Origin of the sequence: Sphingomonas sp. BE123 (genome assembly GCF_031456015.1) — a bacterium.
Classification (GTDB): domain Bacteria; phylum Pseudomonadota; class Alphaproteobacteria; order Sphingomonadales; family Sphingomonadaceae; genus Sphingomonas.
The window spans coordinates 1623343-1635935 of the sequence record NZ_JAVDTW010000001.1; the positions used below are offsets into that span (position 1 = coordinate 1623343).

General features: G+C 66.2%; 8 protein-coding genes. 2 read left to right on the plus strand and 6 right to left on the minus strand.

Annotated features, from left to right (window positions below; genetic code table 11):
- Nucleotides 1–6: 6 nt before the first annotated feature.
- The 4 genes from J2Y54_RS08010 to J2Y54_RS08025 are packed head-to-tail and all read right to left on the minus strand — an operon-like array spanning nucleotide 7 to nucleotide 7734.
- Entirely contained in the window at nucleotides 7–1632 is a 1626-nt protein-coding gene (locus J2Y54_RS08010; protein ID WP_310038399.1) for an alpha-amylase family glycosyl hydrolase, read from the minus strand.
- The gene (locus J2Y54_RS08015; RefSeq protein ID WP_310038401.1) at nucleotides 1629–3446 is read right to left on the minus strand and encodes an alpha-amylase family glycosyl hydrolase; all 1818 of its coding nucleotides are present in this window, start codon (nucleotides 3444–3446) and stop codon (nucleotides 1629–1631) included. The genes J2Y54_RS08010 and J2Y54_RS08015 overlap by 4 nt, the downstream gene beginning before the upstream one ends.
- Nucleotides 3443–4972 (minus strand): tryptophan 7-halogenase, encoded by a 1530-nt coding sequence (locus tag J2Y54_RS08020; RefSeq protein ID WP_310038402.1) that lies wholly within the window; start codon nucleotides 4970–4972, stop codon nucleotides 3443–3445. The genes J2Y54_RS08015 and J2Y54_RS08020 overlap by 4 nt, the downstream gene beginning before the upstream one ends.
- 50 nt (nucleotides 4973–5022) lie before the next feature.
- Nucleotides 5023–7734, minus strand: coding sequence for a TonB-dependent receptor (locus tag J2Y54_RS08025; RefSeq protein ID WP_310038403.1), 2712 nt, complete (start codon nucleotides 7732–7734; stop codon nucleotides 5023–5025).
- 236 nt (nucleotides 7735–7970) lie between these two features.
- Here J2Y54_RS08025 and J2Y54_RS08030 point away from each other — a divergent pair, with 236 nt between their 5' ends.
- Entirely contained in the window at nucleotides 7971–8999 is a 1029-nt protein-coding gene (locus J2Y54_RS08030) for a LacI family DNA-binding transcriptional regulator (RefSeq protein ID WP_310038405.1), read from the plus strand.
- A 19-nt stretch (nucleotides 9000–9018) separates the two neighbouring features.
- Nucleotides 9019–10503: an MFS transporter gene (locus tag J2Y54_RS08035; RefSeq protein ID WP_310038406.1), complete on the plus strand. Its 1485-nt coding sequence runs from the start codon at nucleotides 9019–9021 to the stop codon at nucleotides 10501–10503.
- Here the strand turns inward: J2Y54_RS08035 and J2Y54_RS08040 are convergent.
- Both J2Y54_RS08040 and J2Y54_RS08045 read right to left on the minus strand, forming a co-directional pair.
- On the minus strand, nucleotides 10500–11741 hold the full coding sequence (locus J2Y54_RS08040) for a threonine synthase (RefSeq protein ID WP_310038407.1): 1242 nt from the start codon (nucleotides 11739–11741) through the stop codon (nucleotides 10500–10502). The genes J2Y54_RS08035 and J2Y54_RS08040 overlap by 4 nt on opposite strands.
- 27 nt (nucleotides 11742–11768) lie before the next feature.
- Nucleotides 11769–12524, minus strand: coding sequence for a class I SAM-dependent methyltransferase (locus J2Y54_RS08045; protein ID WP_310038408.1), 756 nt, complete (start codon nucleotides 12522–12524; stop codon nucleotides 11769–11771).
- Nucleotides 12525–12593 lie beyond the last annotated feature (69 nt).

Consider the following 12593-nt stretch of genomic DNA (forward strand, 5'->3'; position numbering starts at 1 on the left):
TGTGCGTCAGTCTGTGTGTTCGAGGACCAGGCCCGAAAAGGCTGGCAGCGTCCCCGGGGCCGCGCCATTGACGCCCGCGATCACCCGGAACCGGTCCGACGGCGCGGGATGCCATGCCCGCGCGGCCTTGCCCAGATTGAAAGCACAGGTCAGCCGCTGGCCCGCGCTGCGGCGGGTAAAGACGAGCAGTGCTTCATCGGCCTCGACGACTGCCATCGCTCCATCGCGGAGCGCCGGATTGGCAGCGCGCATCGCGATCAACCCGCGGGTGAGGTTGAGCAACGACCCATTCTCGCTCGCCTGACGATCGACCGCCATCGCGGCATGGTCAGCCCCGACCGGCAGCCACGGCTCGCCCGATCCAAAGCCCAGATTCTCCGCATCCGCCTGCCACGGCATCGGGGTGCGCACCCCGTCGCGGCTCAGCGTCAGCGGCCAGTTGGCGATCGCCTCCGGATCCTGCAGCTTGTCGAACGGGATCTCGACCTGGGTCAGGCCCAGTTCCTCGCCCTGGAAAAGGATCGCGTTGCCGCGCAGGCACAGCAGCAACAGCATCTTCATTGCCGCAAAGGCGCTGCGATGCTCGGGCTCGACCCAACGCGACACGGCGCGTGGGGCATCGTGATTCTCGAATGCCCAGCTTGGCCAGCCGGTGCCGGGTTCATCGGGCCAGGTCTCGACGGCCTTCTTGACCAGCGCCGGGGTCAGGCGCGGTGCATAGAGAAAGTCGAAGCCATAGGCGCTGTTGAGCCGCGTGCTGCCGCGGGTAAAGGCGTGCATCTCCGCCTCGGGCGTCGGGCCACCCACTTCGGCCACGGTGAACGCGCCGCCATGCGCGTCGGTCAGCGCGCGATGCCGTTCGAGGAAGCGGACGATATCCGGGTGGCTCTGGTTATAGACATGACTCTGGAAATCGAACGGGCGGGTGCGCGGGCGCCCGTCATCCGGCGCGGGCGGATTGTCGCGCAGCTGGGGGTCGTGCATCGCAAAGTTGATCGCGTCGACGCGAAAGCCATCGACCCCGCGCTCCAGCCAGAATTGCGCCGCTGCCAACGCCGCATCCTGCACCGCCGGGTTATGCAGGTTCAGGTCGGGCTGTTCGCTCAGGAAATTGTGCAGATAATATTGGCCGCGCCGCGCGTCCCACGTCCAGGCCGGGCCGCCGAACACCGACTGCCAGTTGGTCGGCGGCGATCCATCCGCCTTGGCATCGGCCCAGACATACCAGTCCGCGCGCGGATTATCGCGGCTCGCGCGACTTTCCTTGAACCACGCGTGCTGATCGGAGGTGTGCGAATAGACCTGGTCGATAATGACCTTCAACCCCAGCGCATGCGCGCGGGCGATCAGCGCATCGAAATCGGCCAGCGTCCCGAAAATCGGATCGACATCGCAATAATCGGCGATGTCATAGCCGAAATCGCGCATCGGCGAGGTGAAGAAGGGCGACAGCCAGATCGCATCGACCCCCAGCCCCGCGACATGGTCGAGCCGCGCGGTGATGCCGGGCAGGTCGCCGATGCCGTCGCCGTTGGAATCGGCAAAGCTGCGCGGATAGATCTGGTAAATCACTGCGCCGCGCCACCAGTCCCGGTGCGACTCGACAGCGATCACGGGGGCAGCCTGGCTCACTTGACGCCTCCGGTCGCGGCGCAGGCGACATAGCCGAACGCGGGGAGCGTGACGGTGAGGCTGCCGGGCGCAGCGGCGCTGGTCGCGCAATTGCCGATGATCGAGGTGAAGCTGGTCGATCCGACGCCGATCTCGACCTGCCGCGTTATCGGCTTGGCGCTGGTGTTGAACGCAACCACCACCTCCGCACCCGTTGCGGGATCGAAGCGCGACACCGCGAACAGGCCGGGCGTCTCGTCATAGTTGCGCGTCACCTGCCGCCCGTGGCTCAGCGCCGGGGTCGCCTTGCGCGCTGCCGACAGCTTGGCGATCTCGACATAGAGCGGGTGCGCCATGTCGAAATTGGAGTCCGCCGTCGTCCTGGTCGTGCCGATCAGCTTGTTGTCATTGTACACCGCGACCTTGCTCGGGAACATGTCCTCGCGCGCGTCCTGATCGTTGCCATCGCCGATGAAGCCCTGCTCATCGCCCGAATAAACCGTCGGCACCCCGCGCAGCAGCAACAGCATCGCATGGCCGAGCTTCACCCGCGCCAGCAGCTCGGCATCGTCCGCCGCGGGAAACGCCTTGCGCACATCGGTCGAGAAGCGGCCATGGTCGTGGTTGGAGATGAAGGTCGGCAGTTGCAGCGCGGTCGCGGCCCCGCCCTCGTACAATGCGTCGCGGTCGAACAACGCGGCGAGCGTGTCGGTGCCCTTGGTCCCCGCTACCGTCGCCTGTACCGCCGCGCGAAACCCGAAATCGAGCACGCTGGGAAGCTGGTGCACGCGCGTGTGCAGTGCCAGATCGCCGGCATCGCCCTCATTCGCCACTTCGCCAAAGATGTGGAAGTTCGGGATGCCCTTCGCCGCCGCACGCTCCTGCATCGCCTTGGCAAAGACCTGCCAGAATTCCGGATTCACGTGCCGCGCGGTATCGATGCGGAATCCGTCGATCCCGAACCGGTCGATCCAGCCGCCATAAATGTCGATGAACCCCTGCACGACGCGCGGATTCTCGGTCATCAGATCGTCCAGCCCGACGAAATCGCCCATGGTCGAGCTTTCGTTGCGGAACGTCGTGTTGCCGCGATTATGGTAGAAGATCGGGTCGTTGAGCCAGGCGGGCACCTTCACCGATTTCTCGGCTTCGGGCACGAACGGGGTGTAGGCGTAGGTCGGATCGGTCAGCTTCGCGAAATTCTCCGCCGTGCCGATGCCGTCACCGGCAAAGCCCGGATTGATGGCTTTGCCGGTGACGCCCCCTTTGCGCTGGTACGGATAGTCGGCGCGGCTGCGATAGGCGCAGGCGCTCTCCGGACATTCGCGATACTGGATCACGTCCGCCGTGTGGTTGGTGATGATGTCGAGATAGACCTTGATCCCGCGCGCATGCGCCGCGTCGACGAACGCCTTCATTTCCGCATTCGTCCCGAAATGCGGGTCGACCTGGGTGAAGTCGGTGATCCAGTATCCGTGATAGCCGGCGCTTTCCTGCCCCGGCCCGCCCTGAACGGGCTTGTTCTTGTAGATCGGCCCCAGCCAGATCGCGGTCGCGCCCAGCCCCTGAATATAATCGAGCCGCGCGATCAGCCCTTTCAGGTCGCCGCCATGGAAGAACCCCTTGTGCGTGGGATCGAAGCCATGCGTCAGCCGGTCGCCCTTCAACCCGCCGCGATCGTTCTTCGGATCGCCATTCTCGAACCGGTCGGGCAGCATGAAATACAGCACCTCCTGCTCGGCCGTGCGCTCGCGCAGCGCTGGCTGCGGCGCGGGCGTCTGGGCCAGCGCGGGACTGGCGAGCGCGGTGGCGAGGATCAGCGGCAACAGCTTCATAGACGGGTCACTTCCTGGGGCTGAGATTGCGGGGTCGCGACGAAGCGCGCGACGAAGTCGTCATGGGCGGGCATCCGCGCGGCATCGCGGGCGAAGGCGGTGGCGACGGTCGACAGGAACTGGTCGAGTTGCGCGTCGTCGAGCTGATCGGCGAGCGGGTGCCAGCGCTCAGGCAACACCCCCTGTCCGACCATCACCTGCAGCCAGCCGGGCACGTCGAACAGCTCGTCATGCTCGCGCACGATCCGGCCGCCGCTGCGGAACATCGCGATGCGGTTGGCGAGCGGCTCGGGCAGCGCCATCGTGCGCAGCGCATCCCAAAAGGGTTCGCCGGTGCGGCCGTTGGCGGTGTAGTGCAGGATCACGAAATCGCGGATCCGTTCGATCTCGAAATCGGCAAGGCGATTGAACGCATCGCGATCGGCGCTCGCCACCGGCCCGCTCGGCAGGAAGTCGAGCAGCCGGTTGATCCCGGTCTGAATGAGGTGGATCGACGTCGATTCCAGCGGCTCGATGAACCCGGACGCAAGGCCGATCGCGACGACATTGCGGTTCCAGAATTGCTTGCGCTTGCCGGTGGTGAAGCGCAGCAGGCGCGGTTCGGCGAGCGCCTCCCCGTCCAGATTGGCCAGCAGCGTCGCGGTCGCTTCATCCTCGCTGATGTGGCGCGAACAAAAGACGTGGCCGTTGCCGGTGCGATGCTGCAGCGGAATGCGCCACTGCCACCCGGCGGTGCGTGCGGTCGAACGCGTATAGGGGGTCAGCGGGCGGACGCTCGCGCACGGCACCGCAACCGCGCGGTCGCATGGCAGCCAGTGGCTCCAGTCCTCATACCCCGTCGCCAGCGCGCCTTCGATCAGCAGCCCGCGAAAGCCGGTGCAGTCGACGAACAGCGCGCCGTCGATCCGCTCGCCACCGGTGAGCATGAGCGCGGCCACGTCGCCGCTTGTCCCATCGCGCTCGACCTGCGCGATCTTGCCCTCGACCCGAACCACGCCGCGCGCCTCGGCATAGCGGCGCAGGAACGCGGCATAGAGCCCGGCGTCGAAATGATAGGCATAGGGCATCGGCGGCAACGCGCTGTCCGGCGCCCGCTGCACATGCGCGAAGCGGTTGCCATAGGCGGCGACGGCGTTGAGCACATAGTCGCCGAGCGGCCCTGCCCGGCCTGCCGCGCGTGCGCGCAGCCAGTAATGGTGAAAGGGCAACAGCCCCAGCCCGCGCCCGACCAGCCCGAAGGCGTGGATATAGCGATCGTCGAACCCGCCCCATCCGGCGAATTCGATCCCGAGCTTGTAGGTGCCCTGCGTCTCGCGCAGGAACTGCGCTTCGTCGATCCCCAGCGCCTGATTGAAATTGCGGATCATCGGGATCGTGGCTTCGCCCACCCCGACCGTGCCGATCTCCTCGGATTCGACCAGCGTGATCCGCCAGCCTTTGCCGCAGAAGCGCGCCAGCGCCGCTGCAGTCATCCAGCCGGCGGTCCCGCCGCCCGCGATGACGATGCTGCGCAGCATTTCAGACATCGTACCGCCTTTCCCCCCGGCGGACCCGCCGCCGGGGGATTTAGGAACCATCAGAACTTGAAGGTAAAGCCCGCCTGGAACCGGCGACCGAAGCGCTGATAGTTCATGACTTCGAGCGGACGGCCCGGATTGATGGCAACGAACGGCTCGTCGGTCAGGTTCGAACCCTGAACGAACAGCGACAGCCCTTCCAGCGCACTGCCCGGCTGGAAATCATAGCCGACCTGCGCATCGACGATCGTCTCGTCCAGCGCCCGGCGACGCTGACGCACCGCCCCCAGCCCGGAGAAGTCGCCGAGGAAAGTCGAGCGGTACCGCACGCTGCCGCGCAGGTTGAAGCCCCACTTCTCGAAATAGGCGGTGCCGTTCGCCACCCAGTCCGAATAGCCCGGGATATTCTCGGGCGGCTGCGACGGATCCGGCCGCAGCTCCGACTTGGTGTACGAAACGCCGCCCGTCACGCCAAAGCCGGTCAGTGCCGAGGTGAAAGTTTCGAACGGGATCGTCCCGGCCAGCTCGGCGCCATAGATCTTGCCGCCATCGCCGTTGAACGGCTGGCTGATCCGACCCATCGTATCCACCGGCGGCGTCGGCTGGATCAGCGGGTAGCTCGAATAGTCGAACGGACGCTCCGCAGTGTAGATGTAGTTGTGCAGCGTCTTGTGGAACAGCTGCAGCGCGACATAGCCGCTGCGGCCCCAATATTTCTCGAACGTCAGGTCGAACGCGGTCGCGCGATACGGACGCAGCGACGGGTTGCCGCCGCTGCCGGTGACAATGCCTTCCGCGATGTTCGCGCCATAGGCGATGTTGACGCGCATATCGTCGAGGCGCGGACGCTGGATCTCGCGCGCCGCGCCGAAGCGGATCACGAAATCGCTGTCGAAGCGCAGCGACAGGCTGAGGCTCGGCAGCACGTCCCAGTAATCGTCGCCCAGCGTGCGCAGCTGCGGCCCGGTCGGGGTCTGGATATAGCCCGTCGAGCTCTGGTTGGTGTGCTGCGCCAGCACGCCGACGCTGCCGGTCAGTCGCGCGCCGTCCCAATCCGCGCCAAGGTTGAGCATCGCAAAGCTGCTCAGCACTTCTTCCTCGACGTTGAAGCTTTTGAACAGCACGTCCTGCGCGGTGTTGGCGACGCGGGTGTAGACCCCGCCATTCAGCAGATCGAGCGGGTTGTAGCTCAGCACCGGCCCCAGGCCGAGATAGGCCAGGTTGGTCGGCGTCAGGCGATACTGGCTGGGCACCTGAGCCTGCAGCGCACCACCGGCAAGCTGGAGGAAATATTCGTCGGGGACCAGCGACTTGGCGCGATCGACATAGTTTGCGCCAAGCTTGATGCTCCGGATTGGGCCGTTCTCGAATTCCTTCTCGATCTCGGCGAGATAGCTGAACAGCTCATCGTCGACGATGCGGTCATTGTAATAGCCATGCTGGCGCCCGCCCGGCGCGCCGCCACCCCAGCCCAGCGGATCGGTCAGCACGACCAGGCTGGGATCGCTGTAGTTGAGCTGGCGCGAGGTGAAAAAGGTCCCCGTCTCGGTCGTGCGGAACGACAGCGTGTCGGTCGCGCCGACGCCACCGCCCGGCCCGGTGCCGGCGTTGGATTCGAGGATCAGCTCGCGGCGGTCGGTCCGCGACCAGCCAAAGTCGAAATTGACGTTCCAGCCATCGTCGCCCTCGTGCTTGAGGTTGACGCCGCCCGAATAGAGATCGGCCTGGCGCAGGTAATTGTGGTTGTTGACCACGCCCTCGACGCCGCTGAACGTGCCGGCGGTGACCAGATTGTCGGTGATCTCGACGCCCGTCGGCGACAGGGTCGCCCCGCTCCAGGCGAGCGGCAGTTCGATGCCGCGCTTGATCTGGGTATCATCGAAATTCGAGTAGAAGCCGTCGATCGCCAGCTCCCAGTTGCTTCCGAGATCCGCCTGGATCGTGCCCGAAATGCCCAGCCGCTGCAGCTGGGATGTGGTCACGAACGGCTTGACGCCGCCGATCAGGTTCACGCCAGCCGGGTTGGTGGCATAGCCCCAGGCTTCGAACTCCTCGATCTGATAGGGCTCGTCGACATAAGCCGCCGACAGGGCGATGCCGAGCCGGTCGTCCAGGAACTTGCCGACATAGGTCGCATTGAGGCGATAGCCCCATTCCTTCGACCCGCTGTTGAGCTTGCCCATGTCGGTGTAGATGCCGCGCGCACCGATGGCGAGCACTTCCTTGCCATAGTCGAGCGGACGGATCGTGCGGATGTCGACCGTGCCGACCAGGCCCTGGGTGGTCAGCGATGCGTTCGGCGTCTTGTAGACGTTCACGGCATTGACGACCTCGGACGGATACTGGTCGAACTCGATCCCGCGATTGTCATTGGTCGAGGTCTGGGGGCGACCGTTGAGCAGGGTCGCCGAGAAATCCGGGCCAAAGCCACGGATCGAGATGAACGAGCTGCGGCCCGAGATACGCTGCGACGTCAGGCCCGGCAGGCGCGCGATCGATTCCGCGATCGAGGCGTCGGGCAGCTTGCCGATATCTTCGGCCGACACCGACTCGACGATCTGATCGGAGTCCTTCTTGGTCGAAACCGCGCTCTCAAGCGCAGCGCGAAACCCGGTAACGACGATCTCCTCGCCTTCCTGAGCGGGCTCCGCAGCTTCCTGCGCATGGGCGGGCATCGCCAGCCCCGCGAGCAGCAGCGCGGCCGCAAGCGCCGGGCCGCTGGTGCCGGTGGACAGTCGAGCGGCCGGACGGCCGCCAAGCATGTGACGCATATATTCCTCCCCTGGACCGGCCCCCTAATCTGGCCGGGGCGCACCCGTTGCGGCGCGTTGTGCATAATATTCACGCCAACCCCGCCGGAGCGCCAGCGAACGGCATACGTATTCAGGCCCATGCGCGATGCTGCGTGGCTACCGCGCAACATTGACGGCGCCGGGAAAGGCGCTCAACGTCGCATGGTCAGGCAGGGAGGACATTTGCCGGCGCTTAGGGGACACGTGGCAGGGCCATGCAACGCAAGCCGACCTCTTTCGATATCGCGCAACTCGCCGGCGTTTCGCAGCCGACCGTTTCGCGTGCGCTGCGCGGCGGGCGCGGCGTGAATGAAGCAACGCGCATGCGGATCGAGGCGATTGCCCGCCGACTGAACTATCGCGTCGACAAGGCGGCGTCCAACTTGCGCAGCCGTCACGCCGAAACGCTCGCCGTGCTGATCTTTCAGGACGAAAGCGCCGACGACAGCGCGATCAACCCCTTCTTCCTCTCCATGCTCGGATCGATCATGCGCGCCTGCGCCGACCATGGGCAGGACATGCTGGTGTCGTTCCAGCAACTCGGCAGCGACTGGCATCAGGACTATGAGGACTCCCGCCGCGCCGACGGGCTGATCCTGCTCGGCTATGGCGATTATGAGCTGTACCGCGCGAAGATCAGCGAACTGATCGCGCAGAATACGCATTTCGTGCGCTGGGGATCGGTCGAGGCCGAGGGCGCCGGACTGACGGTCGGCTGCGACAATCACGGCGGCGGACGGGCCGCTACCCGGCACCTGATCGATCTCGGCCGCCGCCGCATCGCCTTTCTCGGCCATGCCTCCAGCCATTATCCCGAATTTCACGACCGCTATCGTGGCCATCTTGCCGCGCTGCACGAAGCCGGCATCACGCCGGATCCCGCACTGCAGGTCGACGCCCTGACTTCCGAGGAAGCCGGCGCCGCTGCCGCCACGACGCTGATCGAGCGCGGCGCCCAGATCGACGCGGTTCTTGCCGCCAGCGACCTGATCGCGATCGGTGCGATGCGCGCACTCGCGACGCACGGCCTGCGCGTGCCGAACGATGTCGCGATCGTCGGATTCGACGATATTGCCGCCGCAAGTTTCACCAACCCGCCGCTGACCACGGTCATGCAGGACACCCGCGCCGCCGGGCGGATGCTGGTCGAAACGCTGCTCGGACGCATCCGCGAAGAGCGCGTCCATGACGTGCTGCTCCCCGCCAAACTCGTTGTCCGCCGCTCCTGCGGCGCAACGGCCTGACCCGTTCCAAGGATCAATGATGGAAAAACCGCGCCAGGGCTTTTGGGGCCTGTGGAATATCTCGTTCGGCTTCTTCGGCATCCAGATCGGCTTTGCGCTGCAGAATGCGAATATGAGCCGCATCTTCCAGTCGCTCGGGACCAGTATCGACGATCTTCCGGCCCTGTGGATCGCCGCACCGCTGACCGGCCTGCTCGTGCAGCCGGTGATCGGGCATATGAGCGACCGGACCTGGCTCGGTCGCCTCGGGCGCCGGCGCCCCTATTTCCTGGCTGGCGCGATCCTTGCCGCATTGTCGCTGTTCGTGATGCCGCTCGCCCCGGTGCTGCTGGTTGCTGCCGTGATGCTGTGGGTGCTCGATGCCTCGCTCAACATCTCGATGGAGCCGTTTCGCGCCTTTGTCGGCGACATGCTGCGCAAGGACCAGCATAGCGCGGGCTATGCCGTCCAGACCGCGTTCATCGGCGCAGGCGCGGTGGTCGGGTCGATCTTCCCATGGGGGTTGGAGCATCTCGGCGTGTCGAACGAAGCGCCGCTCGGCAGCATCCCCGACACCGTCCGCTACGCCTTCTGGTTCGGCGGTGCTGCCTTGTTCCTAGCAGTGCTGTGGACGATCCTCACCACCCGCGAATACAGCCCCGAACAGCTCGCCGCGTTCGAAGGCGCGCGGGAGGAGGCGGCGGCAGACAGCGTGCGCGTGCTCGCGGCGCGCGGCCCGTTCGCCAGCCTGATCTGGGTCGGCGCCGGCGCGCTGGTCGCCGCCGCGGTCGGTTGGTTCGGGCTCGAAAAGGAAGTCTATCTGCTCGGCGGGCTGCTCGCTGGCTATGGCGTCGCCAGCCTGATCGCGGTCCAGTTGGCCAAAGCGGGGCGCGGGACCAGCATGCTCGCCAGCATCGTCGGCGACTTTGCCGGGATGCCACCGATCATGAAACAGCTGGCGGTCGTCCAGTTCTTCAGCTGGTCAGCGCTGTTCATCATGTGGATCAACACCACGCCGGTCGTCGCCCAGGTGTTTTTCGGCGCACCCGACGCCGCCGACCCGCGCTATCAGGAAGGCGCGAATTGGGTGGGTGTGCTGTTCACCGTCTATAACGGCGTGGCCGCGATCGCCGCGCTGACGCTGCTCCCGCTGCTCGCGGCGCGGTTCGGCAAGGTGCGCACCCACATCATCGGCCTGCTCTGCGGCGCGGCGGGCTATGCCAGCTTCTTCGTGATCCGCGATCCGCAATGGCTGATCGTCAGCGAGATCGGCATCGGCATCGCCTGGGCCTCGATTCTCGCCATGCCCTATGCGATCCTGGCGTCGAACCTGCCCCAGGCAAAACTCGGCATTTTCATGGGCCTGTTCAACGTGTTCGTCGTGGTGCCCCAGCTGCTGGTCGCGACCGTCATGGGGTCGATCATGAAGACATTCTTCCCCGACCAGCCGATCTGGACGATGGCCTTCGCCGCCGGAACCCTCTGCCTCGCCGCGCTTGCCATGACGCGGGTCAAGGCGGATTAGAGCGCGGCGAAGTCGATCGCCCCGTGCCGGTCGAGCGTCAGCGACCGGTCGTCCATCGGATATTTGAGGCCGGTTGCGCAGTTGAACAACAGCGCGGTCTCGTCCGGCGACACGCGCCCGTCGGCGACCGCCGCCCGCCACGCCGCCAGCGTCGCCCCGCCTTCGGGGCACAGCAATAGCCCATCGAGCCGCGCCGCATCCTCGACTGCCTCCAGGATCGCGGCGTCGCTGACCGCCATCGCAAATCCGTTGGACTCGCGCACCGCATCGAGGATCAGGAAATCGCCCACCGCCTGCGGCACGCGGATCCCGGCTGCAACCGTATGCGCATCCTCCCACCGCGTCGCGTGGCGCTCACCCTGCTCCCACGCACGCACCATCGGCGCGCAACCTTCCGCCTGAACCGCGACCATGCGCGGGCGCTTGGAGCCGATCCAGCCTAGCGCCTCCAGCTCGGCAAAGGCTTTCCACATGCCGATCAGCCCGGTTCCGCCCCCCGTGGGGTAAAAGATCACGTCGGGCAGTTCCCAGCCAAGCTGCTCGGCCAGTTCCAGCCCCATCGTCTTCTTGCCCTCGATCCGGTACGGCTCTTTCAGCGTCGACAGGTCGAACCAGCCATTGGCTTCCTTCCCCGCCGCGACCAGCTTGCCGCAATCGTCGATCAACCCGTTGACGCGATAGACCCGCGCACCCTGCGCCGCGATCTCGCGGACATTGATCTCGGGCGTGTCGTCGGGACAGAAGATCACCGCCTCGATCCCGGCCTGCGCGGCATAGGCCGCCGCCGCCGCGCCTGCATTGCCATTGGTCGGCATCGCGATTGTGGTGACCCCCAGCTCCTTCGCCATGCTGATCGCCATCACCAGCCCGCGCGCCTTGAACGAGCCCGTAGGCAAGCGCCCCTCGTCCTTGACCAAGAGCCGCGCTGCGCCCGCACCCGCGCCGACCTTGTGCAATGGCACGATCGGCGTCGCGATCTCGCCAAGGCTGACGATGTTCTCGGTCCGCCGCACCGGCAGCAACTCGCGATAGCGCCACAGATCCGCCGGTCGCTGCGCCAGGTGGCGCGGCGTGACTGCGGCGCGGACCGCGTCCAGATCATAGCGGACCAGCAAGGGCCGCCCGACCCGTGACAGCCCCTGCAACGTATCGGCAGCGTAGCGCTCGCCGGTCATCCCGCATTCGAGATGGGTGACAAAGGTTGGGCGATCGGTGGTCAGATTGGTGTCGTAGCGCATCGGGCGGATGTAAAGCGCTGATCGCGGTTAGTCGATGCGCTCTGCACGCCAGCCTTCCCCGGCGATCGTGCGCGCACCGACCACGCCGCGATAGGCAGTGCCGTCGGCAGTAAAGTGCAGGGCTGCACCGGACAGGCGCGCCGCTTCGATCGCGCGGCCTTCGAACGTACCCGACACCGTGCTGTAGCGCTGATCGATCACCAACCGCGCAAGCGTGCCATCGTCCCGGATCAGCTGCCATTCGCCTCCGGCAATCGCAGGGATGGTCCAGCGATAGACGCGCTTGTCGGCGATTTCACGATAGTCATCATGCGGCCAGTCACCCATGTCGAACGCATGGCTCACCACGCGCGCGCCCGCTTTCATCTCGTTGAGCAGCTTGGGTTTCAGCCGCTCGTTCAGCGCGGGCAGCAGATAGAGCGCGACGACATCGACATCGCGCAACGAGACGGTGAACAGATCGTCGCGCACGAACCGCGCGCGCTCCTCCAGTCCCTCGAGCCGGGTCAGCGACCGCGCCCGCGCGACCAGGTCGCTGTCGATCTCGACCCCCAGTGCCGTGGCCCCACGCCGCGCCGCAGCGCGCGCAATCCGGCCGTCACCTGAGCCAAGGTCGATCAGGCGCTCGCCCGCCTTCAGCCCAGCCAGGTCCAGCATCCCTTCGACCACTTCCGCGGGCGTCGGCACATAGGGCACGTCCTTTGCCCGCCGCGCGGCGGCAGGCATGGCGAGCAACGAGGCAGAGCCGAGCAACAGGCTCCGGCGGGAGAGGGGGATGGTCATGCGGCCAACGTGGCGGAGCGCCCGTCATGGCACAACCGCGGTGCGGTCTTTCGCCCTGCACCGGACATA

Bases quoted from the DNA above. Each gene is read 5' to 3' on its own strand.
- J2Y54_RS08015 (WP_310038401.1), bottom strand. From the start codon at position 3,446: ATGAAGCTGTTGCCGCTGATCCTCGCCACCGCGCTCGCCAGTCCCGCG.
- J2Y54_RS08020 (WP_310038402.1), bottom strand. From the start codon at position 4,972: ATGTCTGAAATGCTGCGCAGCATCGTCATCGCGGGCGGCGGGACCGCC.
- J2Y54_RS08025 (WP_310038403.1), bottom strand. From the start codon at position 7,734: ATGCGTCACATGCTTGGCGGCCGTCCGGCCGCTCGACTGTCCACCGGC.
- J2Y54_RS08030 (WP_310038405.1), top strand. From the start codon at position 7,971: ATGCAACGCAAGCCGACCTCTTTCGATATCGCGCAACTCGCCGGCGTT.
- J2Y54_RS08035 (WP_310038406.1), top strand. From the start codon at position 9,019: ATGGAAAAACCGCGCCAGGGCTTTTGGGGCCTGTGGAATATCTCGTTC.
- J2Y54_RS08040 (WP_310038407.1), bottom strand. From the start codon at position 11,741: ATGCGCTACGACACCAATCTGACCACCGATCGCCCAACCTTTGTCACC.
- J2Y54_RS08045 (WP_310038408.1), bottom strand. From the start codon at position 12,524: ATGACCATCCCCCTCTCCCGCCGGAGCCTGTTGCTCGGCTCTGCCTCG.